This is a genomic window from Lysobacter sp. ESA13C, assembly GCF_019970005.1.
Classification (GTDB): Bacteria; Pseudomonadota; Gammaproteobacteria; order Xanthomonadales; family Xanthomonadaceae; genus Lysobacter; species Lysobacter antibioticus_B.
Window position 1 is genome coordinate 210962 of the sequence record NZ_JAHXYK010000009.1, and the last position, 23146, is coordinate 234107.

At 67.3% G+C, this 23146-nt stretch carries 17 protein-coding genes; 6 read left to right on the forward strand and 11 right to left on the reverse strand.

What is annotated here, in order from left to right:
• Positions 1-6 precede the first annotated feature (6 nt).
• The 3 genes from zwf (at position 7) to pgl (ending at position 3380) form a co-directional block, all read left to right on the forward strand.
• A complete protein-coding gene (gene zwf / locus LC490_RS18280; protein ID WP_223621117.1) occupies positions 7-1428 on the forward strand; it encodes a glucose-6-phosphate dehydrogenase in 1422 nt (473 codons plus the stop codon).
• A complete protein-coding gene (gene glk / locus LC490_RS18285) occupies positions 1425-2426 on the forward strand; it encodes a glucokinase (RefSeq protein WP_223621118.1) in 1002 nt (333 codons plus the stop codon). The genes zwf and glk overlap by 4 nt, the downstream gene beginning before the upstream one ends.
• A 195-nt stretch (positions 2427-2621) precedes the next feature.
• Positions 2622-3380, forward strand: a complete 759-nt coding sequence (gene pgl, locus LC490_RS18290) for a 6-phosphogluconolactonase (protein ID WP_223621119.1) — start codon at positions 2622-2624, stop codon at positions 3378-3380.
• Positions 3381-3497: 117 nt separating this feature from the next.
• Here pgl and LC490_RS18295 read toward each other — a convergent pair whose 3' ends face one another.
• The 11 genes from LC490_RS18295 to LC490_RS18345 form a co-directional block, all read right to left on the reverse strand.
• Complete coding sequence (locus LC490_RS18295) at positions 3498-6734, reverse strand: discoidin domain-containing protein (protein ID WP_223621120.1); 3237 nt, start codon at positions 6732-6734, stop codon at positions 3498-3500.
• A gap of 44 nt (positions 6735-6778) precedes the next feature.
• On the reverse strand, positions 6779-7615 hold the full coding sequence (locus LC490_RS18300; protein WP_223621121.1) for a carbohydrate ABC transporter permease: 837 nt from the start codon (positions 7613-7615) through the stop codon (positions 6779-6781).
• Complete coding sequence (locus tag LC490_RS18305) at positions 7612-8490, reverse strand: sugar ABC transporter permease (protein WP_031370775.1); 879 nt, start codon at positions 8488-8490, stop codon at positions 7612-7614. The genes LC490_RS18300 and LC490_RS18305 overlap by 4 nt, the downstream gene beginning before the upstream one ends.
• A complete protein-coding gene (locus LC490_RS18310) occupies positions 8487-9845 on the reverse strand; it encodes a sugar ABC transporter substrate-binding protein (RefSeq protein WP_223621122.1) in 1359 nt (452 codons plus the stop codon). Before LC490_RS18310 ends, LC490_RS18305 begins: the two co-directional genes overlap by 4 nt.
• Before the next feature lie 4 nt (positions 9846-9849).
• Complete coding sequence (locus LC490_RS18315) at positions 9850-11526, reverse strand: glucoamylase family protein (RefSeq protein ID WP_031370773.1); 1677 nt, start codon at positions 11524-11526, stop codon at positions 9850-9852.
• Positions 11527-11664: 138 nt separating this feature from the next.
• Complete coding sequence (locus LC490_RS18320) at positions 11665-14697, reverse strand: TonB-dependent receptor (RefSeq protein WP_223621123.1); 3033 nt, start codon at positions 14695-14697, stop codon at positions 11665-11667.
• A 103-nt stretch (positions 14698-14800) separates the two neighbouring features.
• A complete protein-coding gene (locus tag LC490_RS18325) occupies positions 14801-15841 on the reverse strand; it encodes a LacI family DNA-binding transcriptional regulator (RefSeq protein ID WP_223621124.1) in 1041 nt (346 codons plus the stop codon).
• Between the two features lie 169 nt (positions 15842-16010).
• Positions 16011-16298, reverse strand: a complete 288-nt coding sequence (locus tag LC490_RS18330) for a BolA family protein (RefSeq protein ID WP_031370770.1) — start codon at positions 16296-16298, stop codon at positions 16011-16013.
• Positions 16298-16597 (reverse strand): YciI family protein, encoded by a 300-nt coding sequence (locus tag LC490_RS18335; protein WP_223621125.1) that lies wholly within the window; start codon positions 16595-16597, stop codon positions 16298-16300. Before LC490_RS18335 ends, LC490_RS18330 begins: the two co-directional genes overlap by 1 nt.
• Positions 16598-16778: 181 nt before the next feature.
• Entirely contained in the window at positions 16779-18125 is a 1347-nt protein-coding gene (locus LC490_RS18340) for a peptidoglycan-binding protein (RefSeq protein WP_223621126.1), read from the reverse strand.
• 63 nt (positions 18126-18188) lie between these two features.
• Positions 18189-18803 (reverse strand): hypothetical protein, encoded by a 615-nt coding sequence (locus LC490_RS18345; RefSeq protein ID WP_223621127.1) that lies wholly within the window; start codon positions 18801-18803, stop codon positions 18189-18191.
• Positions 18804-19370: 567 nt separating this feature from the next.
• Between LC490_RS18345 and LC490_RS18350 the strand changes: the two genes are divergently transcribed.
• The 3 genes from LC490_RS18350 to LC490_RS18360 all read left to right on the forward strand — a co-directional run.
• Positions 19371-20294 carry a ScpA family protein gene (locus tag LC490_RS18350; protein ID WP_031370766.1) on the forward strand — a complete coding sequence of 308 codons (924 nt, stop codon included), beginning with the start codon at positions 19371-19373 and terminating at the stop codon, positions 20292-20294.
• A 314-nt stretch (positions 20295-20608) separates the two neighbouring features.
• Complete coding sequence (gene scpB, locus LC490_RS18355) at positions 20609-21535, forward strand: SMC-Scp complex subunit ScpB (RefSeq protein ID WP_223621128.1); 927 nt, start codon at positions 20609-20611, stop codon at positions 21533-21535.
• Positions 21532-23146, forward strand: a 1615-nt coding sequence (locus LC490_RS18360) for a pseudouridine synthase (protein ID WP_223621129.1), incomplete at its 3' end; no start/stop codon positions are given. The genes scpB and LC490_RS18360, both read left to right, overlap by 4 nt.

Sequence of the window (23146 nt, forward strand, 5' to 3'; positions counted from 1 at the left end):
GGTTCCATGCACGACACCCTGCTGCTGTTCGGCGCCACCGGCGATCTCTCCCAGCGCTATCTGTTTCCCTCGCTGGTCCACCTGTGGCGCGACCGCCTGCTGTCGCCCGGATTCCGCATCGTCGCGGTCGGCCGCCAGGCCCTGAGCGACGACGAGTTCCGCGCCTGGTTGCGCGAACGCATGGCCAACGAGGTCGCCGACGACCCTGCGGTGGTCGAGGAACTGCTGGGCCGGATCGCCTACGTCTCGGTCGATCTGCGCGACGAGGCCGCGATCGCCGCGGCCCTGGCCGGCTACGCCGACCGCCCGAGCGTGAGCTATCTGGCGACGCCGCCGGACTTGTTCGTTCCCGTGGCCCAGGGATTGAAAGCGGCCGACCTGCTCGAAGGCGAGTCGCGCCTGGTGCTGGAAAAACCGATCGGCCGCGACCTGGCCTCGGCGCGCGCGATCAACGTCGCGCTGCGCGCCTGCCTCGACGAAAGCCGGATCTTCCGCATCGACCATTACCTCGGCAAGGCCGCGGTGCAGAACCTGCTGGCGCTGCGCTTCGGCAACACCTTGCTGGAAGCGGTGTGGCAACACCGCTGGATCGAATCGGTCGACATCTTCGTCGGCGAGACCGCCGGCGTCGACGGCCGCGAAGGCTATTACGCCAATTACGGCGCGCTGCGCGACATGGTCCAGAACCACATGCTGCAGCTGCTGGCGCTGATCGCGATGGAGCCGCCGTCGGCGCTCGACGCCGACAGCATCCGCGACGAAAAGCGCAAGGTGCTGCGCGCATTGAGGCCGATGACCGAGGCCGATGTCGCCGCGAACACCGTGCGCGGCCGCTACGGCGCCGGCGTGGTCGAGGGCCGCGCGGTCAAGGGCTTCGTCCACGATGCGCCGGTCGAAACCTTCGTCGCGGTGCAGACCTGGATCGACAACTGGCGCTGGGCCGGCGTGCCGTTCCGCCTGGTCACCGGCAAGCGCCTGGCCGAACGCGCGACCGAAGTGGTGATCACGTTCCGGCCGGTCGCGCATTGGCTGTTCGAGCGCCCGCGCCGCGGCCGCGAGCGCCCCAATCACCTGCGCATGCGCCTGCAGCCCGACGAAACCATCGAGCTGGGCCTGATGGGCAGTCTGGCCGCGCCGGAATGGGGCGCGCTGGAACTGCGGCCGATGTCGCTGGACCTGTCGGCGTCGTCCTCGCCGCAGCGGCGCATCGCTTACGAGCGCCTGCTCGTCGACGCCCTGCGCGGCAACCAGACCCTGTTCGTGCGCGACGACGAAGTCGAAGCGGCCTGGCAGTGGATCGACAGCATCGAGCGCGCCTGGACCCAGACCGCGCAACCCATCGTCGAATACCCGGCCGGCTCCTGGGGGCCGGCCGAAGCCGAGGCCTTCCTGCCTCCAGTCAACGGTCATCGTGGAGGCCAGGCATGAGCGGCGCCCTGCTCGCGGATATCGGCGGCACCAACGCCCGCTTCGCCCTCGCCCAACCCGACCGCGCCGCGCCGCAGCTGCTGCCCGACAGCGTGCAGGTCTTCGCGGTCGCCGATTTCCCCTCGCTGGCCGATGCCGCGCGGCATTACCTCGACCGCACCGGCGCCACCCCGAGCCATGGCGTGTTCGCCGTGGCCGGGCGCGTCGACGGCGACGAGGCGCGCATCACCAACCACCCCTGGGTGATCTCGGCCGAACGCACCCGCATCGCCCTGGGCCTGCAACGCATCGACCTGGTCAACGACTTCGCCGCCCAGGCGATGGCGGTGTCGCTGCTGCAGCCGGCCGACGTGGTGCCGATCGGCGGCGTCGCCTGGCGCGGCTGGAACGAACCCGGCGACCGCACCTACGCCATCATCGGCGCCGGCACCGGCCTCGGCGTCGGCGCGCTGCTGCGCCGCGACGGCCGCTACTACCCGCTGCAGACCGAAGGCGGCCACGTCAGTTTCGCCCCCGGCACGCCGGAAGAGATCGAAGTGCTGCAGCGCCTGTCGGGCGAGTTCGGCCGCGTCTCCAACGAACGCCTGCTCAGCGGCAGCGGCCTGGTCAATCTGCACCGCGCCCTCAGCCAGATCGCCGGCGAAGACCCGGGCCCGCTGCAGCCGGCCGACATCACCGCGATGGCGCGCGAAGGCGACGCCCGCTGCCTGCGCGCCATCGACGTGTTCTGCGCGGTGTTCGGCGCCGCCGCCGGCGACCTGGTGCTGACCCTCGGCGCCTGGGACGGGGTGTTCCTGCCCGGCGGCCTGGTGCCGAAACTGATGCCGTGGCTGGCCCATTCCGGCTTCCGCCAGCGCTTCGAGCACAAGGGCCGGTTCTCGCCGACCATGGCGCGGGTGCCGACCCTGGCGGTGACCCATCCGCAGCCGGGCCTGCTCGGCGCCGCGGCGCTCGCCGCGCAGTTCGCCCCGGCCGTGGACCTCGCCCCGTCGCACTGAACGCCGCTTGAGGGTAGGAGCGGCGCAAGCCGCGACCGCGATCGCACACGTGGCTGCGCGGCGCCCCGCCAGCCCGGATCGCGGCTTGCGACCGCAGCGGCATCGCTATGGGATGCCGCCCTTACCGTGGCGCCCGTCGCCCAGCCGCCTCGACGAGCACGCCGTCTTGAAGTCGGCCGTGCCAGAATCGTCGACATGCTCGACGCTCCCTCGCCCGTCCCGCACGACCCTGCCGAACCGGACACTGTGCCCTACCGGTGGCACGAGCATCGCAGCTTCGATACCTGGACCTGGTCCTGCGCGGTGGCGATCGCCGCCGAGTTGCGCCGCGATCTGTCGCGGCGCCCGCGCGTGCGCCTGCTGCTGTCCGGCGGCACCACGCCGGCGCCGGTGTACCGCGCCCTTGCCCGCGCCCCGCTGGACTGGAGCCGGGTCGATGTCGCCCTGGTCGACGAGCGCTGGCTGCAACCCGAGGACCCCGACAGCAATGCCTGGCTGGTCCGCCAGCATCTGCTGCGCGACAACGCCGCCGCGGCGCGTTTCGAAGCGCTGACCCGGCCCGGCCGCAGCATCCAGGAGTCGGCCGCTTTCGCCAACGCCCACGCCTTGCAACCGGCCACCGCGGCGGTGCTCGGCATGGGCGAGGACGGCCATACCGCCTCGCTGTTTCCCGACATGCCCGACCTGCAGCGCAGCCTGGCCTCGCGCCTGGCCTCGCGCCTGGCCTATGTCGTGGTCGATGCCGAAGGCTGCCCCGGCGCGCGCCAGTGGAGCAAACGCATCAGCCTGACCCCGAGCGGCCTGGCCCAGGCGCAATCGCGCTTCCTGCTGATCCAGGGCAAGGCCAAGCGCGAGGCCTTCCAACAGGCGCTCGCCAGCGGCGACGTGCAGCGCTGGCCGGTGCTGATCGGGCTGGAAGGCGCGACCCCGCTCGAAGTGCACTGGTACCCGTAGCCTCTCGGGTAGGAGCGACGCAAGCCGCGACCGCGGGGTTTCATGTTGGCCGCGCAGCTCGACGCAGGTTCGCGGTCGCGACTCCTGACCAGAGAAAATCCCTTTGGGACGCCGCTCCTACTCCTCGATCGCGACGCTCACCGTCGCCGGCACGCGCTCGATCTTCAGCTCGCCTTGCCGCCAAGCCTTCACTTGTCCATCCACCACGGTCTTGCCTGGCGCACCGGCGAACGGCCAACGCAGGATCAGCCCGCCCGGCGGCACTTCGATGCCCGCGGCGATCTCCAGCTTCGCCTGCCGGCCTTCGCGCTTGAAGCGATAACCGAGGGCGCCGTAGGGCGTGCGCAGGCCGTCCACGCTCACGCCTTCGCCCTGCAGCCAACCCGCGGGAATGCCGGCCGCGATCACCAGCGCCTGATCGATGTCGCGGGTGTGGGCGAACAGATCCAGCGCCGAGCGTACATAGTCCGACTCGACCCAGGCGTGCGGCAGGTCGCCGACGAAGAACGGTTTGCGCGGCGTGCGCGAGACCACTTCCGCCCACTGGTTCCAGGCGCGCGGTTGCTGGTCCTTGAAGAAGAACTCCAGCGCCTCGTGGGCGCGCTCGCGCCAACCCAGACGCACGAAGCTGCCGATGGTGCGCAACTCGTAGGGCGTGTAGTCCTTCCATTCGCGGCGGCCGTCGCGGCGATCGACGAATTCCTTCCAGTAACGCTCGAAGGTGTTGTGCAACAGCGCTTCGGGCAACAGCCCTTGTTCGCCGCCGGGCGCCAGGGCGATGGTGGTCGAGGTGGCGTCGAAGTCGCCGAGCTCGGCGGCACCTGGCAGGTAATCGATCTTGTGCGCGCGGGTCGCCGCTTCCAGCGAACGATAAAGATCCTCGCGGAACTGGTCGCGCGATGCGGCGAAGGCTTCCGCTTCGCCGTTACGGCCGAGCCATTGCGCGATCTCGACCGCGTCCTTATAGCCGCGCAGGGCCCAGAAATTATCCCAGTACGAATGCATCGGCTTGGCCGAATAGCCCTCGTGGCTGATCGAGGCCGGCATCATCCCGTAGAAGGCCGGGTTCAGCGCGCGATTGGCCGGCGTGCGTTCGCTCAGGCGCAGCTCGTCCATGTACGCGACCGCTTTTTCCACGTGCGGCCACATCGATTCGAGCAAGGCTTTGTCGCGGGTGTAGCGATAGACCTCGGCGACGGTGAAGATCAACTCGCCGTGACTATCGTTCTCCGGCACCGGGTCGCTGCCGCGGTCGTCGACGCAGCACGGCACCTTGCCGTTGTCGAACTGATACGGCGCATACCAGCGCAGGAATTCCTCGGCGACGTCCTCGCGCCCCATGCGCAGCAAGCCCTCGCCGATCATCGCGCCGTCGCGGATCCAGGCCCGCGCATACGAACGGGTGCCCGGTTGCAGGCGCGGGCCGACCCGGCTGATCAGCATGTGCGCCAGGCCGGTGCGCAAGGTATCGACGATATGCTGGCCCTGCGCCGGCACGCGCAATTTGACCCGGTCGAGCTTGTCGCGCCATTGCGCCGCGGTTTCGTCCTGCCATCGCGCCGCCTGCGCCGGATCGACCGACAGCGGATCCTCCGCCCCATCCTGCGGCAGGTACAAGGCCACTTCACGGCTTTCGCCCGGCGCCAGTCGCATCGGGTACAACAAAGCCGCCGACGCCAGCCCGTTGAGGTCGAACACTTCACTCTCGCCCGAGCGCGTCGCCGAGGCGCGCAGATGGCGCACCACGTCGCCGTCCTGGAACGGCACGGCGAAGGCCGAATCCACCGGTGTCAGCGAGCGCACGCTGGGACGGCCGTCGAGTTTCACCGTGCCGGCCTTCGCGTCGATCTCGATGCGGTGGATGGCGCTGACGCCGCCGGTGGTGCTGAGGAACTGGGTCGGCGGGTTGACCTGGAAGGGTCGAATCGCCAAGGCCAGGGTGGCATCGCGCGGCTGTTTGGAAGTATTGCTGAGCCGGTAACGGGCGACGATCAGGTCGCGCTGTTCGAGCAACGGCGCGAACGCGGTGACGCTGAGTTGCAGATCGCCGGCCTGCCAGCTCACGCTCGGGATCGGCAGATAGCCGTCCTGCAGGCTCTGGCCGATCTCGACGTCGGCCCAGGTCTTCAAGGCCGCGTTCGGCGAGCCGCCCCGATCGGTCAACAACAAAGGCTCGATGCTGTAACCGCCTTTGTAGGCTTCGACCGCGCCGTCTTCACCGATCAGGCCGTGCGAGGTGCCACCGTCGGTGCCGAGCACGGTCCAGTACGGCTGCTCGCCGCTGAAGCCGCGCGGATAGTCGCCGCGCGGCGCGCGTTGCGCGAGCTCCTTGATGAAATCGTTCGGCGTCGCGGCGAAGGCCAACGGCTGCACGCTCAGTTCGGCCAGGCCGAAGCCCGGGCTCGGTCCGCGATCCGGCAATAGCCGCAGATAGCGCGCCTCGGCCTCGGGCAGCGGTACGAAATCGCTGCCGCCGTCGCCATGCTCGATCAACCTGAGCTTGTCCCAGTGCTTACCGTCCTTGGACAGCTCGATGCGGTAGCGCGAGGCGTATTCGTCCGGGGCCCATTGCAGGATCGCGCCGCCGAATTCGCGCACGCGGCCCAGGTCGAGGGTCAGGCTCGGCGCCGTGCCCTTCTCGAAACCGGCCCGCCATGCGGTGGCGGGATCGCCATCGCCCGCGTACTCGGCGCGGCTGCCTTCGCCATTGGAAGTGGCGACGAGCGTGCCGGTCAGCGGACCGCCGGGGTCCTTCGGCAGGGCCTGGAAACTCAGCTCATCGAAGCAGACCGAACCCTTGCCGCCGACGCTGTTGTAGACGGTGAACTCGAGTTTGGCACTCTTGCGCAGGGTCGGATCGGCCGCCGGGCCCCAGGCGCGGCCGATATGGCGCTGCTTGTAGACCACCGGCGTCCATTGCTTCGGATAAACATACTTGGGCTTGTTGACCCACCAGACGTTGTCGCCGCTGGCGTCGACCAGCTTGAACTGCAGGTCGTTGTGCGGCGAATCGCCACGCAACTGGAACGCAAAGCGATAGTCGTCCGGATACTCCAGCGGCAGTTCGCGCTGCAGGCCGGCGTAACCGGACACGCCGTTGAAGTCGTAATCCAGGCACAGGCCCCGGCCCTTCGCGCCCGCTACCGGACGCAGGCTCGCACTAACTTGGTTGGAGGTAACTACGGTCCATGGTGCGGCTGACTCGAAGCCATCGAGCAAGCGCGGCTTTTCCTGGGCGATCAACGGAACCGAGATCAGGGCCAGGCACAGAGCGAACGCGTTCGCGACCGTTTTATGGGCGCGGGTAAGGTACAAACGCCCACGCGACGCGACGGCTTGCTTGGGTTCCGACATTCGATCCACCTCTTGGCGCCGCGCAGGCGCGCGGCGGAACGGTTCTAACCTTTGACGCTGCCGACCAGCAGGCCTTGCAGGTAGTAACGCTGCAACACCAGGAACAGCAACAGCACCGGCACCACGGTCACGACCGAGCCGGCCATCATCATCTCGTTGTCCTGCACGTGCTCGCGCGACAGCGACGCCAATGCGACCGGCAGGGTCTGCAGGTTCTCATTGCTGAGCACGATCAGCGGCCACATGAAATCGTTCCAGGCGCCGAGGAAACTGAAGATCGCCAAGGTCACCAGGATCGGGCGCAGGGCCGGCAGGACGATCTGGAAGAAGATCCGCAGCTCGCCGGCGCCGTCGATGCGCGGCGCTTCCAGCAGTTCGTCGGGAATCGAGCGCGCGTATTGGCGCACCAGGAAGATGCCGAAGATACCGGCCATGCCCGGCACCACCGCGCCGGCGTAGCTGTTGATCAGGCCGAGCTGCTTGAGCATCAGGAACAGCGGCATCATCGAGACTTGGGCCGGGATCACCAGCGCCGCCAGCAACAGCCGGAATATCCGTTCGCGCCCGGGAAAGGCGAGCTTGGCGAAGGCATAACCGGCCAGGGTGTTGAGCAACACCGCGATCACGGCGACCAGGGTCGAGACCAGGAAGCTGTTGAACAGATACCGGCCCATGCCCATGCGCGAGAACAGCTCATGGTAGTTGTGCAGGCTCGGCGACGAGGACCACAACGGCGGCGGAAACGCGCTGGCTTCGCCGGGTTGCATCAGCGACACCGCGAACATCCACAACAGCGGCGCCAGGCTCAACACCGCCAGGCCGATCAACAGGCCGTTGACGATCGCCTTCGCCAGGCGCGGACTCATGCCGGAGTCGTTCATTCGACCCCCTTGCGGCGCGCGACCCACATCAGGCCGCTGGTCACCGCCGTCATCAGCACGAACAACAGGAAGGCCACCGCCGAAGCGTTGCCGAGGTTCCACCACTTGAAGCCTTCTTCGTACATCAGATACAGGACGCTGACCGTGCTCTGCAACGGGCCGCCCTGGGTGATGACGTAGGGCTCGGCGAACAACTGGAAATAACCGGCCAAGGTCAGGATGCCGACCATCAGCAGCACCGGCCCCAGGATCGGCAAGGTGATGTGGCGGAACTGGCGCGCGGGGCTGGCGCCGTCGATGCGCGCGGCCTCGTACAAGTCTTCCGGAATCGCCTGCAAGCCGGCCAGGAAGATGATCATGTTGTAGCCGAAGTTCTTCCACACCGCGAACAAGATGATGGTCGGCATCGCCCAATGCGGGTCGCCGAGCCAGTCGACCGGGTCGATGCCGACCCACGACAGCACCCAGTTCACCAGGCCGTAACGGGTATGGAACAGGTAGCGCCAGATCACCGCCACCGCCACCACCGTGGTCACCACCGGGGCGAAGAACGCGGTGCGGAAGAACGGTTTGAACAGGCCGAGCTTGGAATGCAGCAACATCGCCGCGCCTAGCGAAACCGCGATCGACAGCGGCACGCCGACCGCGACGAAGTACAAGGTGTTGCCGAGCGCGCTCCAGAACAGCGGGTTGCGCAGCAAATTGAGGTAGTTGTCGAAAGCCACGAAGCGCAGGTTGTCGATATGCGCCAATGAATAGATATCGAAATCGGTCAGGCTCAGCGCCAGAGCGGCCAGCACCGGCAAGCCGAAGAACAGCCCGATCACGCTCAGCGCGGGCGCGGCGAATACCCAGCCGGCGGTGGCGGGCTTCACCGCGACGCTCCGGCCGCGGGCATCCGGGCCGCGGCCTGCTGATCGAGCATCCAGCGTCGCTTCTCCAGAATACGGTCGGCGCGCCTATCCAGTTCCGCCGCGGCTTCGTCCACGCTGAGGCGGCCGTTGGCGAGTTGCTCGCCGACCAGCTTGATCTCCATGGCGATGCGCTCCCATTCCGGCACCTTCGGCGTCGGCCGCGCGCGCTCGAGCTGATCGCGGAACGCGCGTGCATAGACGTCGTTGGCCAGCACCGGCGCATCCCAGGCCGCACGGCGCGGCGGCAGATTGCCGCTGAGGCCATGGAAGCGCACCTGCACCTCAGGCTCGGACAAATAGGCGATCAATTTCCAGGCCGCGTCCTGGTGTTGCGAACTGCGGAACAAGACGAAGCTCGCACCGCCGGCGACCGAGGCGCCGGGCCCGTTCTCACCCGGCAGGGGCATGGTCATCCAGGTCGACTGCAGATCGGCCGGCAGGCGCCGCTTGAATTCGGCGATGTTCCAGGGGCCGTTGACGTAGAAACTGAAATAGCCGCGGCCGAATTCGTTCCAGACGTTGGCGATCTGGGTATTGCTCGCCAGCGGCGCCCAGCGCCGGTCGAAGACTTCGCGATAGAAGCTCAGGGCGCGCTTGAAACCGGGGCTGCGGAAATTGCCGTAACGGCCGTCCTCGCGCAGCAACGGGTCGGGCGACTGGATGCCGAGGTTGAGCAACGGTTCCGGCTCGTTGAGCGGAAACAGCACGGCGTAACGATCCGGGCCGACCTCCCTCTTGATCGCCGCCATCGCCGATTTCCATTCCGCCCAGGTCGCCGGCGGCCGTGCGATACCGACTTGCTTGAGCAGGTCCTGTCGATAGAACGGCAAGCGCGTTTCCACGTACCACGGCACCGCATAGGCATGGCCGTCGATCACCCCGGTGTCCCAGGCGCCGGCAAAATAATCGCGCGCCTGCACGGACGGCGTCCGCGCCAGGCGCGGGTCGAGCGGCGTCAAGGCATCGAGCAAGGCGAATTCGGAGATCCAGGTGTTGCCGATCGCGCACACGTCGGGCAAGGCGTCGCCGGCGAACGCGGTCAGCAGCTTCTCGTGCGCGGCGGTGATCGGCAGTTGCTGCACTTCAACGCGGATGCCGGGGTGGCGGCGCTCGAATTCGGGAATAAGTTGGGTGACGACCTCGCCCTCGAAGCCCATGGCCCAGAACCGCACCACTTCGCGGCCGTCGTCTCGATGGCTGCAACTGCCGAGCAGGACCAGCGCGCACAGCGCGACCAGGCCTCGCAGCGCCCTGCCCCATCCACCGACACGTACGGCGGCTGGCGAAGTGTCGATGGTCGTCGATGGACCGTTCAAGCGCTCATTCCGGCTTCGGCGGGGTCTGCTTGGACGGCGCATTGCTGCGCCCGGCGCGCGACTCGGCCTCGCCGAGCGCGCGTGCGGTCGCCGGGTCCATGGCGCCGGCCGGTTTCGCCGGTGCGGCCGCTGCGGCGGCGCCGGCCTTCGCCGGTTCGCCGTCCTTGCCCTTCGCGTCGGCGCCCTTGGCATCCGCCGGAGCCAGCCACCCGCCCTTGAACCCGGCGCGTTCGAGTCCGGCGCGGATGTAGGGATTGCGCTTCATCACGTTCCAGACGAACTCGTTGCGATAGTTGCTGATCATGGTCAGGATCGGCCCCTGGTCGATGCCGATGTAGTCGCTGGACACCCAGCCCTGGTCCGGCACCAGGCGCCCTGTCTTGAGCGGGATGTCGTACTTGAAGCTCGGATTGAACGAGTCCAGGAAACCGTAACTCGAATAGATGTACTCGCCGTAGCGCTCGTGCATGGTCACCGTGGTCGGGATCACGATCTCCGGCGCGAACGGCAGCGAGGCGATCGCCGCGGTCGGCGCGATGGTGCCGTCGTCGAAGTTCTCGCGCAGGCCGGCGCCGCGCGCCGAGTAATGGCGGAACTGGCGCTGCTCGCCGCGGTATTCCTGCAAGGTCTGTTGCGGGCCGTCGCTCGCGGTCAGGCCCCACACTTCCGGGCCGTACTCCTCCCACTTCATCGGGTTGGCGATGGCGTAGGCGCGCTGGGCGTAGGCGGCGCGACGGCTGTTCTCGAAATAATCGATGCCGCGCTCGCGCATGTAGTCGTCCTGGATACCGCGGAAATCGATCCAGACGTGGCTGTACTGATGGCCGAACAAGGGGCCGAAGGCCAGGAATTCTTCGCCCTGGTATACGCCCCAGACGTCGTTGTAGGTGCGCGTCCACACCGTCCAGGCTTCCGGGCCGACCGGATGCGAGGGTGAGCCCAGCGCCAACACGTACAGCAGCATCGCCTCGTTGTAGCCGACCCAGTCGTGCTTGATGAAACCGCTCTCGGGGAACCAGCCCATCGAGATCAGCGGCTTGTTCTGCTGCAGCCAGGTCCAGTCGACGCGTTTGTACAGGGTGTCGGCGACCTCGCGGATCTCTTTCTCACGCGGATCGTCGCGGTCGTAATACGACTGGGCGAACAACACGCCCATCATCAGCAAGCCGGTGTCCACGCTCGACAGCTCGACCCAGCTGTCGTAGCGCTGTCCCTTCTGCATGTCGAGGAAGTGATAGTAAAAACCTTTGTAACTGCCCTTGCCGCTGGCCTGCGGGCCGCTCGGCAGGTCGCGCAGGAACTTCAGGGTCAACAAGGTGCGGTCGACCGCCTGGGTACGGCTGACCCAGCCTTTCTCGATGCCGATCGGATACGCGGTCAGCGAAAAGCCGACCGAGGCGATGCTCGCGAACGGGCGCGACGGATACCGGTCGGGGGTCAGGCCGTTCTGTTCGTTGGTGGTGTCCCAGAAAAACTGGAAGGTGCGCTTCTCGATATCGCGAAACAGCGGCGGCAGCTCCAGCCGCTCCTGCTTGAGCGGCTCGATCACCACCGGCTCGGCGCTCACGATCGGCTGGGTCTGCGAGCCGGTCTCGGTTTTCTTGCAGGCGGACAAGACGAGCAGCAGCGCGCCCAGGACAGCGATGGAGACCGCACGTGTTGTCGACTTGAGGTGGTGCATGAAACGAAAGACCCCTGTGTCTTCGTGTTGAGATTTAGATCGATGCAATGAAGAAAAGTTCGTTGCCGCAAACATGTATGCCGGCCAGCGAACGCAGAACCAGGCGCCAGCCGTCCGCAGACGGCCGGCGCCTGTCGTTTACCAGTTGAAGCCCATCGACAGCTTGAAGCTGCGGGTCGGCAGCGCGATGTTGTCGCGACGCTCGCCGAGGCGCTCGTTCGGGTTGCCTACCACGCCACGGAAGGTGTCGTAGTCGATGTAGTTGCGCCAGTTGAAGACGTTCAGCACGTCGCCGCGGACCCAGAACTTGAAGTCGGTGCCGGTGTCCCACTCCTTCTGCAAGGCCAGGTCGAACTGCTTGAAGCCGATCGTGTCGCCCGGGGTGTAGGGCTGGAAATAGCAGTGGTTCGGCCCGTTGGTGATGCAGTTCAGCGATTCCTCCGCTTCCGGGCTGGCCAGGGTCAGCTTGCCCGACAGGGTCATGCCGTAAAAATCCATGATGCCGGTGGCGACCAGGCGGTGCTTGGAGATACCGAGCGCGCGGGTGAAGCCGACATCGTCCAGGTTCGGATAATCGAACGCGAAGATGTCGGAGTTGTTGCGGTTCTCCTTGGCGTCGCTGTAGGTATAGGCCAGGCTGACGCCCCAGCCCGATTCCTCGGTGAAGGGCTTGTCCAGCGACAGCAGCAAGGAATTCAAGCGCGTCTCGACCGCGTTGTTGCCGATGAAGAAGTTACCGAAACCGGGCAGGTTCTGGCCGAACGGCGGGCTGCCGAAGCTCACCCCCGGCGGATAGAAGTTGCCGTCCGGGCGGCGGTTGCCGAGAGTGAACAAGATGCCGTCGTGGCTGCGGATATGCAGCAGGGTCGCCGAGGAATTCCAGTCGTGGCCGAACATCGCGAAGGCGTTGCGCATGCCGAGGCTGAACTGATCGGAATACGGCGTCTTCAGGTCGTTGTTGAGCAGGAACACCTCGTTGCCGGCGTTCGGGCGCTGCAAAGCCAACGCCGCCAAGGTGGCCGGATCGTTGAAGCTCGGATCGAAGTTGAAGCAGTTGCCGGTCGGCGTGACCGTGCAGGTGTGGTTCGGCGAATTGAATTGGTAGGTGATCTGCTGGAACGCCAGGCGATAGCGCTCGAACGACAGGTAGTCGAACTGGTTGCGGTTATACGAACGCCCGGCGCCGCCGAAGATCACATGGCGCTCGTCGCCGTTGAGATCGTAGGAGAAGCCCAGACGCGGCTGCCAGCCGTCCTTGAACGCCTTACGGTTGCTGCCGGTGCTGATGTAATCGTTGATGTCGTAATCGACGGTGGCGTTATGGATGTTCGGGTAGGCATTCAAGGCCGCGACCAGGTTGGCCGGGGTCACGAAATCCTCGTAGCTCGGCGTGGTCTCGTAATCCCAGCGCAGGCCCAGATTCAAGGTCAGATGCTCGTTGACCTCCCAGTCGTCCTGCAGATAGATGCCGAACTGCTTGTTCTTGGACTTCACCGCCGGCGGGAAGCCGGTCGCCGAACCGGAGAACCGCACTTCATAAGGCGTGGCGAAATTGCGGATGTCGTAACGGTACTGCGGCGTGTACGGCTGCTTCTCCATCGCGGTGATGTCGATGGTCTTGTACTTGAGGCCGGCCTTGACGGTGTGGCCGTCCCAGCCGTTCCAGGTGAAATCGTTCTGGAAGGCATAGCCCTTCTGGCCCTTGTTCTGGAAGTCGCCGCCGCCGCCGAAGTTGAGGACTTCCTCCATCTCCGGGTTGTTGCGCGTTTCCTGGCCCTGGCGCGGCACGCGCAGGTTGAAACCGTTGCTCAGCGTCGCCGGGCGCGGCCCGAAGGTCACGTCCTCATAGGTGAGGTGGGCGTCGTTGATCCAGTCGGCGGCGCTGTACTGATAGCGCAGGTCGACGCGGGTTTCCTCGCCGGCCTTGAGGGTGCCGTATTCGGCCAGCCGGGCGCCGCCGATGTTGGTCAGCTCGTCTTCCTTGCGGTACTTGGTGGTCAGCTCGATCAGGTGGGCATCGCCCGGCGCCCAATCGATCTTGCCGAAGTACAGGTCTTCCTTGAACGGTGCGCTGATCGATTGCCGCGCCATCTCCTGGAACGGCGCCGGCAACTGGTCGATGCGGAAATTGCGGCCCGGGGTGATCGCCCGCGGCGAGTTGTATTCCTTGGCCTCGTAGGTGACGAAGAAGTGCATCCGGTCCTGGATCAGCGGGCCGCTGAACGAGGCGCCGTACTGCTCTTCCTTCGATTGCGCCTTGGGCACTTCGCCCTTTTCTTCGCGCACGGTCTTGGCGTTCCATTGGTCCGAGGTGTGGTCCCAGAAGAAACTGCCGTGGAATTCGTTGCCGCCGGACTTGGTCACCGCGGTGATCGCGGCGCTGCTGAGCTGGTCGTACTCGGCCTTGTAGTTGGAAGTGATGACCTTGTACTCGGCGATGCCGAGCTGCGGGAACGGATTGCCGCGGCTGGAGTCCTGGCCGGTGATGCCGCCCTTGAGCACGTAGTCCTTCTGGCCGACGCCGTCGACGTAGACGTTGATGCCGTTGCTGAGCTGGGCGCCGCTGCGCAGCGAGGTCGAGCCTTCGGTGCCGGTCTTGAACTGCACGCCGGGAACGATGTCGGCGAACGCCAGGAAGTTGCGCGAGGCCTGCGGCAGCGCGGCGATCTGCTTGTTGCTGACGTAGGTGGCGATTTCCGAGGTGCGGGTCTCGACCAATGCGGTCGAGGTCACGGTGACCTTGTCGAGGTCGGTCGCCTCGCCGCTCGGCGCGGCCTCGGCGACGCCGCCGGTCGATACGTTGAGCGTCGCGGCCTGGCCGACGGCGACGGTCACATTGCGGGTGTTGCTCTGTCCATCGGCGCTGACGTCGATGCGGTAGGTGCCCGGAGGCAGGCCGGCCAGGGTGTAGTTGCCGTCGGCGCCGGTCTGCACCTTGCGGGTCAGGCCGTTGGCGAGATTGGTCGCGGTGACGCTGGCGTTCGCGGCCGGGCCGGCATTGCCGCTGACCACGCCGCGGATCGTCGCGGCGGTGCCCTGGGCGAAGGCGATCGGCGCGGCCATCGCCAGGCAGCTGGCGAGCGCGCAGGCCAGCAGGCTGCGGCTGGGCCTGGAATGGCCGGATTTACTGTCGGATTTATTGCTGGAGCGACGCGAGTGGTGTGGGTTCATATGCTTTCCTCCCTCCAAGGAGCACGTACTGCAAGGTTGCAACGGTGGAGCAATCTCTGCTCTGTAATCGCTTACACGTTCGTCCAAATTTTTTTCGACGCGATCAGCCACCGCCCCCTCGGCGTACCCCGGACTCGCGCACGATCAGTTCCGGCCGCAGCGGTTCGCTCTGCCGCGGCTCGTCCATGGATGGTTGTTGCTCCTGCGCAGCGGCATCGGTACCCAGTTGCGTCAACAGCAGACGCGCCGCCCGGGCACCGAGCTCGGCGATATTGACCCGCATGGTCGTGAGCGTCGGGTGGACATAGCGTGCAAGCGGGATGTCGTCGAACCCCGCCACCGCGATGTCGTCGGGCACCTTGAGGCCCGCCTGCACGAACGAAAACAAACAGCCCAGCGCCATCATGTCGTTGGCCGCGAACACCGCATCGGGGCGCTGTGGCGCGGCAAGCAAGGCCTGGCCGGCGCGATGCCCGGAGGCCTCGTCGAACTGGCCCGGCAGCACCCATTCGCTTGCATCGGGCAACAGCCGCGCAAGCGCTTCGCGATAGCCGCGCAGGCGTTCGTGGGCATCGAAATTGTCTTCCGGGCCGGCGATGAAGGCGATGCGGCGATGACCGCAATCGACCAGGTGCTCGACCATGGCCTGGGCGCCGCCGTAATTGTCGACGCTCAGCGACAACAGGCCCGGCACGGCGCTCTGGGTGTTGATCAACACGATCGGCATGGCGGCATCGAGTTCGTCGACGATCGGCGCCTGCGCCGCGACATAGGGCGACATCACCAGCAAACCGTCGACGCGGCCGCGCATCGCGCGCAAGGCCGCGGCCTGCTCTTCCGGCCGGCCGTGATAGCTCGACACCAACAGGTGCAGGCGATGTTCGCGCGCGACCTGGTCGACGCCGCGCACCAGTTCGGAGAAGAATTCGCCGTGCAGGTCGGGCAGGACCACGCCCAAGGTGTGGGTGCGCCGGCTGCTGAGGCTGCGCGCGGCGGCGTGCGGCGTATAGCGCAGGTCCTGGGCCACCGCGAGCACGCGGCGCCTGACCTCCTCGGCCACGTTGCCATGGCCGTTCAAGGTCCGCGACACCGTCGCAACCGACACCTGCGCCGCACGGGCGACATCTTTGATCGTCACGCTCATCACGTTCCTGGACCGCCCCTCGCGGCTGGAAAGTGGCCCGACTGTAAACGTTTTCAAGAACAAGTGTAAAGCGCTTGTTATGAAAAGCGTTTAACGGCTTCCTGCACAGGCGCGCATGCTGCAGCGCGACATGCGCTGTGCGATCAGCGCCCCGCTTCGACCGCCGTGTTCAGCCGGCGCCTTCGTCCGGCGTGCGCGCACTGATCGAGAGCGCATGGATGTCAGTGTTCATCAGATCGCCGACCGCGGCATAGACCGCGCGATGACGCGCGATCGGGTTCAAACCGACGAAGGCAGCGCTGACCACGGCGACACGGAAATGCCCGCGCCCGTCCTGGGCGCCAGCATGGCCGACGTGGCGATGGCTTTCGTCCTCGACCTCCAGCGAGGCCGGCGCCAGCGCGGTCTCGATCGCATGGCGGATCGCCTCGACGCGCTGTTCGCGCGGCAGCGCCATTACGGCAGCACCTTGCGGAACGGACGCACCTCGACCCGCGCGTACACGCCGGCATCGACATAGGGATCGGCATCGGCCCAGGCGCGCGCGGCCTCGAGCGATTCGAACTCGGCGACGATCAGGCTGCCGCTGAAACCGGCCGGACCCGGGTCTTCGGCATCGATCGCCGGGCATGGCCCGGCCAGCAACAAGCGGCCCTGGTCGCGCAATGCGGTCAGGCGCGCCACATGCGCGGGACGCGCCGCGCCGCGCGCGGGCAAGGAATCGGCGACGTCATAACCTTCGATCAGATACCACATGCCTGGACTTCGACCTCGTGAGGGACGCGCACGCCGCGCGAGGCTGCATTCTCGCAGGCTCCGGGCCGGCTTGCGCGCACCCGGTCGGCTGTATTCGCATGCGGCGCGCGCGCAAACGCATCGGCGTGCCGGCCTTGCGCCGACGAAGCGGCCCGCGTCGGCAGACGCGGGCCATTGGCGGTCACGCCACCATCGGCCGCGCCGGTTGCTGCTGTTGCTGCTGCGTCGTCTGCGGGCCCTGCTGCGCCGCTTGCGGCACATCCTGCTGCAGGCGCTGGCTCGATTGCTCGACCGGCTGGTTCGCCGCGATCGCCTTGTCGGCGTAAGCGCGGTGGTGGGTCGGGTCGTTGAGACCGCCCTGCACCGCGAACAAGCCATTGCCGTTGGCGTTGAGCGCGACGTGGTCGATCTTGGTCAGGCCGCTGACGCGGGCCTCGTAGGTCAGCGTGGCCGCGGCGTTCTCGACTTCCTGGCGATTCTTGAAACCGGCCTGCGGGCCGAGCTTCTCCAAGCCGTCGACCGCCTGCCGGAACATCGCGTTGTTCGGGTGCGCCGCATCCGACAGCAAGGGCGCACGCGCCGGGTCGGCGGTACGCGCATGGCTGTGCCCGTCGTGGGCCTGCGCCGGCTCGGCCTTCTTCAAGGCCTCCAGCGTGCGCGGACCGGCGATGCCGTCGACCTTGAGGTGGTGATCGCGCTGGAACGCCTCGACCGCTTCCTTGGTGTGCTGGCCGAACTTGCCGTCCGGCACGATCGCATGGCCCTGCGCGTCCTTATAGCCGAGCTTGGCCAACTGCTCCTGCATCGCCTTGACCTCGGGACCGCGCTCGTCCTTGCGCAGCACGCCGTCGGCCATCGCCGCGGCCTGGGTGGTCGAACCGGGGCCGCCGGGCGTGTGCACGGCGCGACCGTTGCCGGAGACGTTGCTCACTTGCGCCGGGCCGGTCAGGTTGTCCGAATGCGGCGGCCGGCGATCGGTGCTGATCGCGCCGCTGTCGATGTCGCGTACGTAACGCTCCATCTGCGGCAGGTAGCCGGTGTTGATGTCGACGTGGACGTGCTTGCCGAAGGCGTTCGGATCGCCTTTGTTGAAACCGCCCTGGATGCCGAGCGGCTGGCCGTACTCGACGCGGTCGCCGACCTTCAACTCGGTGTTGCGCAGGTCCATGTGCCGGTACTGCGCGATCATCTCGCGGCTGGGATCGTTGGCCGGGCGGTCGTAGATCTGGACGATGCCGTCGCGCGGGTCGACCCGGCCGATGTAGCCGTTGGCGACCGCGGGCACGGCCACGGCGCTGGAGCCGCCGGCCTGCAGCACGAAGTCCTTGGAAACGTAGTGGTCGCCGTCGCGCGAGACGGTCGGCGTGCCGGCGTAGTTGCCGAGCAGTTCTTCGCGCTCGCCGTTGACGGTGCCGTAGACGCGGCCGCGCTCGTTGCCGCGGGTGGGATGGTGGCGCTCGAGGTCTTCGTAATCGTGGACGTGCTGTACGCCACGACCGACCGATTCGACGATCGAATACTTGGGCATCGTACTTCTCCTTGTCGATGGTTTATCCGGACGGCCGCCCCCGCTCGCGGGAGAGGCCGGGGTTCAACGCAGCTGTTGAGTCAGCTGCCAGCACCCTTGCTTGAACTCGAACACATACGCTTCCGGCTTGCCGAAGGTCTTGACCACCTCCTCGTCGGGCGAGAACTCGGCCTTGACGAAGTCGACCCGCATGCGGTCGCCGCTCAGGGTCCGCTCGATCTTGACCCGGTCGAGTTGGCCGGCCTGCTTGCCGGGCTCGTCGTACGACCACTGATTGTCGACCAGTGCGATCTTGAACGGCCCGGCCTGCTGCGGCGTCTGCGACTCCAGCAGCTTGCCCGGGTCCTTGAGGTCGCGGATCTCGATCTTCGGCGCGGAATAGGCGGAGCGTACGTTCGCCTGGTAGACGAATTGCTCGAAGAACGAGGCGAAGCCGTCTTCGCTCTTCACGCAGGCCTCGGCCGGCAACTGCACCGCCGCGCTGGCGGGGGCCGAAGGCGTCGCCTCGGCCGGCGCCGGCTGGGCAGTTGCAGGCTCGGTGGCTGCGGGCTCGGCAGAAGCCGGAGTCGCGGCCGCGGCCGGATCGGCCGTATTGGCCTTGCCGGCCTCCGGCGCGGGCGCGTTGCAGCCCGCCAACGCCAACACCAGAGCGGCGGCGACGGTCCTTGCTTGGTTCATTGCGATTCCCCAGTCCATTAGTTGTGCCTGCCCAGTCTAAATAGCTGTACGGCCCGGCGACAGGCCCCGCACAGGCCGCCGCGGCGATCGGCAAACCCGAGCGCCGTCGCGCCCGCGACCCCGGGCGGCCCGGAGCCGGCCGGCCGGTACCGCTCCCCGACCCGGCCGGCGTTCATGCCGGCGCTGGACACTGCCCGCCCCAGCCCTTACCCTAACTGTCAATTGCCCGAGGCCGGATGCAGCGGCCCGTCGCGACAGGACCCAAGCCGTCGCCACGTCAGCACCCGTACTTCCCCGCACATCATCGGTGCGCCAGTACGCCAGTGCACAGCTGCAGACCACCGGCTCACGCCCGCAACCCCCTTCGTCTCAGCCGCCACGCCTTGTCGTGACGCGCAGGCCGGGGCCGTTCGGGCCTAAAGCACACGCCTTTATAGAGTGGTCCGTAGCACCCGCAGGGAAGCTCGATCCCGGTCCTTGCACGACCTGGCGCGGCTCTCGATGCGGTCATGCGCCGCAAGCATCGTCGTAACTGCAGTGCCGACGGCCCGGAGGGGCCGGTTTCGAATGAGCAACGAACCCGCGCCCGTCGCGACCGAATCCAGCCCAGCCCCGACGACGCCTCAGCAGCAGGAAATGCCGCTGGCGATGGTCCACGGCCAGCCGGTGCTGCAGATTCCGCAGGATCTCTACATCCCGCCGGACGCGCTCGAAGTCATCCTGGACGCGTTCGAAGGCCCGCTCGACCTGCTGCTGTACCTGATCCGCCGTCAGAACCTGGAGATTCTCGACATCCCGGTCGCCGAGATCACCCGGCAGTACGTGACTTATATCCAGGCCATGCACGAGATGCGTTTCGAGCTGGCCGCCGAATACCTGGTGATGGCCGCGATCCTGGCCGAGATCAAGTCGCGCATGCTGCTGCCGCGCTCGGCCAACGAGGAAGGGATCGAAGAAGACCCGCGCGCCGAGTTGGTCCGCCGCCTGCAGGAGTACGAGCGCTTCAAGAAGGCGGCCGAGGACATCGACACCCTGCCCCGCCAGGACCGCGATACCAGCCCGGCGCAGGCGTACGTGCCGGACCGGGCTTCGGTCAAACTGCCGCCGCCGGTCGATCTGCGCGAGATGCTGCTGGCCCTGCACGACGTGTTCAAGCGTGCCGAGCTGTACACCCAGCACGCGATCAAGCGCGATGCCTTGAGCGTCCGCCAGCGCATGGGCGAACTGCTGACCCGCATGTCCGATGGCGTGTTCCATCGTTTCGAATCGCTGTTCACGGTCGAAGAAGGCCGGCTCGGCATAGTGGTAACGTTCCTGGGCCTGCTGACCCTGGCCAAGGAACAGTTGATCGAGATCGTCCAGGAGCAGCCCGAAGAGGGCCGCCCGCCGGCGCCGATCTACGTCAAGTCGTTGGCGCTCATGAAGGATCCCGACGAGATCGAACTCAGCAGCGAGTTCGACGACGCCGCCAACGATGACCGGGCTTCGTGACTTGGCTGTCGTGACTCGGCTGCTGCCGTCGTTCCGCCTCGCCGGGGCGGATTCGATCGGGACGGACTTGATCGGGACGGATTCGATCGGAACGGACTCGATCCCGGCAGGGGCCGGGTCCGCCTCGCCCGAACGTTCCTGCACTTCAGCCTCCGGATTCCGCGAACGCGGCCGTGATGGCCCGGACACGCAGCTCCCGCCTCGCCCGCTTCCGCTATAGCTAGATCGGCCGCCAACCGGCCGACCACCGACCCAGGCACCGATTCCCACAGGCTCCAGGGCCGATCGCCAACGCAACGATTCAGACGCATTCCATGGACCAACTCCTCGTCACCCGCATCGTCGAAGCCGCCTTGCTCGCGGCCAACCAGCCGCTCACGCTGGCGCAGCTGCATGCCCTGTTCCCCGAGGACCAGCCGGCTCCGGCCGACAGCGTCGAGACCGCGCTGGAGACCCTGCGCGAGGGCTGCGCCGAGCGCGGCGTGGAACTGGTCGAGCTGGCCTCGGGCTTCCGCTTCCAGGTCCAGGCCGACGTCCATGCCTGGGTCGCGCGCCTGTGGACCGAACGCCAGACCCGCTACACCCGCGCCACCCTCGAGACCCTGGCGCTGATCGCCTACCGCCAGCCGATCACCCGCGGCGAGATCGAACAGGTCCGCGGCGTCGCGGTCAGCAGCAACATCATCAAGGCCCTGGAAGAGCGCGAGTGGATCCGCGTCGTCGGCCACCGCGACGTCCCCGGCAAGCCGGCTCTGTTCGGCACCACCAAGACCTTCCTCGATTACTTCGGCCTCAAGCGCCTGGACGAACTGCCGCCGCTGTCGGAACTCAAGGACATCGGCGAGCTCGAACCGCAGTTGCCGCTCGACGGCGAAGCGATCGCCGCCGGCGGCATCGCCACCGGCCACGACGACGAGACCGGCCTCGATCAAACCAGCCTCGATCAAGCCAGCAACGATGCCGAAGCCGGCGAGGACGACGGCGACTCGGTCGCCGGGTCCACCGAATCGGGCGACTCGAACGACGGCGCCGACGACAGCGTCGACGGCGACAGCGATACCGATAGCGACACCGATACCCACACCGATACAACCGTCCTTTCGGACGACCCCGAAGCCGCGCCGGGCGAGCGCGCGGCGGACGCGAACGATCACGAGCAAGACCAACACGCCGTCGAGACGACGACCGTTCCGGAATTTGAGGCCGAGTCCGAAGACGACCGGCCGGAGCAACAGAAATGACTGAAGAAAACCGCCGCAAGCTCTCACTGAAGCGCGGCAGCGATGCCGGCGCCACCGCCGAGGCGCCGCGTCTGGAAGAACGCCTGCACAAGGTCCTCGCGCAAGCGGGCCTGGGCTCGCGCCGCGCGCTCGAGCAGCGCATCGCCGACGGCCTGGTCAAGGTCAACGGCGAGACTGCACAGGTCGGCATGAGCATCAAGGGCGGCGACAAGATCGAACTCGACGGCCGCAGCTTCATCGCCAGCGCCCTGACCGAGCCCTCTCGCGTGCTGATGTACAACAAGCCCGAAGGCGAAGTGACCACGCGCGAAGACCCCGAAGGCCGTCCGACCATTTTCGACTCCCTGCCCGCTCTGAAGGGCGCGCGCTGGATCGCGATCGGCCGCCTCGACATCAACACCACCGGTCTGCTGCTGCTGACCACCGACGGCGAACTCGCCAACGCGCTGATGCATCCCTCCTTCGAGGTCGAGCGCGAGTACGTCTGCCGCGTGCGCGCACCGGAAGGCCAGGAGCAGGTTCCCGATAATCTCGTCGACCGCCTCGCCCGCGGCGTCGCTCTCGAGGACGGCCCGGCCAAGTTCGACGAGATCGAACGCATCGGCGGCAGCGATTCGCACGACTGGTTCCGCGTCGTGGTCAAGGAAGGCCGCAACCGCGAAGTGCGCCGTTTGTGGGAATCGCAGGGCTGCCAGGTCAGCCGCCTCAAGCGCATCCGCTACGGCACCGTGTCGTTGCCGCGCGAACTGCTGCGCGGCCACTCGCAGGAGCTGGTCGGCGACAAGGTCGACGCCCTGCGCGGCGACCTCGGCCTGGAAGACGGCACGCCTTCGGCGCTGACCCTGCAGCCGGTGATCGGCCAGCGCAAGGCCGCCAAGTCGACCGTGCACCTGTCCGGCGAGCGTTCGCACGGCTACGTCGGCGGCCACAACACCGCCGACGAAGGCCGCGAGCTGCGCCGCTTCGACCATGTCCGCGAAGACCGCGGCGGTCGCGGCCGCGGCGGTCCGCGCAAGCACGGTGGCCTGACGGTCAGCGGCGAAGCCGCGGCCAACCAGTCGCACAAGCCGTTCAAGCAGCGCAAGGAAAAGGGTCCCAAGCCCTTGCCCGACGGCAATCCGGCCGCGTTCCGTACCTGGTACGTGCCCGATGGCGTCGAGACCGGCCCGAGCGGCCACCGCAATCCCGACGGCCAGGGCCGTAAGCCCTACGCCGGCAAGCCGGGCGGCGCACGCGGTCCCGGCGCGGGTGCCGGTGCAGGCGCCGGTCGCGGTCGTCCGCACGGCGGCGGCCTCGGTGGCGGCGGCTTCGGCGGCGAGCGCAACGGCAATACGCCCTACGGCGGCGAGCGCCGCAGCGGCGGCGGCCAGGGTCAAGGCCAAGGTCAGGGCCAGCGCGCTCCGCGTCCCTACGGTCACCCCGGCAATGCGCCGAGCTTCCCGTCCGACCACGCCAACCCCGGCAGCTTCAATCCTTACGGCGGCGAACGTCCGCGCAGCAATGCGCGTCCGGCCGGCGGCAAGCCCGGTCCGGGCGCCCGCCCCGGTGCCGGCCCGCGTCCCGGCGGCAATGCCCGTCCGGGTGGCGCGCCCCGTCCCGGCGGCGCACCGC

What these genes read in the sequence shown, in the direction of transcription:
- LC490_RS18295 (WP_223621120.1), bottom strand. Translation starts at nt 6,734, where the DNA reads ATGTCGGAACCCAAGCAAGCCGTCGCGTCGCGTGGGCGTTTGTACCTT.
- LC490_RS18340 (WP_223621126.1), bottom strand. Translation starts at nt 18,125, where the DNA reads ATGCCCAAGTATTCGATCGTCGAATCGGTCGGTCGTGGCGTACAGCAC.
- LC490_RS18325 (WP_223621124.1), bottom strand. Translation starts at nt 15,841, where the DNA reads ATGAGCGTGACGATCAAAGATGTCGCCCGTGCGGCGCAGGTGTCGGTT.
- pgl (WP_223621119.1), top strand. Translation starts at nt 2,622, where the DNA reads ATGCTCGACGCTCCCTCGCCCGTCCCGCACGACCCTGCCGAACCGGAC.
- LC490_RS18335 (WP_223621125.1), bottom strand. Translation starts at nt 16,597, where the DNA reads ATGTGGTATCTGATCGAAGGTTATGACGTCGCCGATTCCTTGCCCGCG.
- LC490_RS18315 (WP_031370773.1), bottom strand. Translation starts at nt 11,526, where the DNA reads ATGCACCACCTCAAGTCGACAACACGTGCGGTCTCCATCGCTGTCCTG.
- LC490_RS18350 (WP_031370766.1), top strand. Translation starts at nt 19,371, where the DNA reads ATGAGCAACGAACCCGCGCCCGTCGCGACCGAATCCAGCCCAGCCCCG.
- LC490_RS18330 (WP_031370770.1), bottom strand. Translation starts at nt 16,298, where the DNA reads ATGGCGCTGCCGCGCGAACAGCGCGTCGAGGCGATCCGCCATGCGATC.
- scpB (WP_223621128.1), top strand. Translation starts at nt 20,609, where the DNA reads ATGGACCAACTCCTCGTCACCCGCATCGTCGAAGCCGCCTTGCTCGCG.
- LC490_RS18345 (WP_223621127.1), bottom strand. Translation starts at nt 18,803, where the DNA reads ATGAACCAAGCAAGGACCGTCGCCGCCGCTCTGGTGTTGGCGTTGGCG.
- LC490_RS18300 (WP_223621121.1), bottom strand. Translation starts at nt 7,615, where the DNA reads ATGAACGACTCCGGCATGAGTCCGCGCCTGGCGAAGGCGATCGTCAAC.
- zwf (WP_223621117.1), top strand. Translation starts at nt 7, where the DNA reads ATGCACGACACCCTGCTGCTGTTCGGCGCCACCGGCGATCTCTCCCAG.
- glk (WP_223621118.1), top strand. Translation starts at nt 1,425, where the DNA reads ATGAGCGGCGCCCTGCTCGCGGATATCGGCGGCACCAACGCCCGCTTC.
- LC490_RS18320 (WP_223621123.1), bottom strand. Translation starts at nt 14,697, where the DNA reads ATGAACCCACACCACTCGCGTCGCTCCAGCAATAAATCCGACAGTAAA.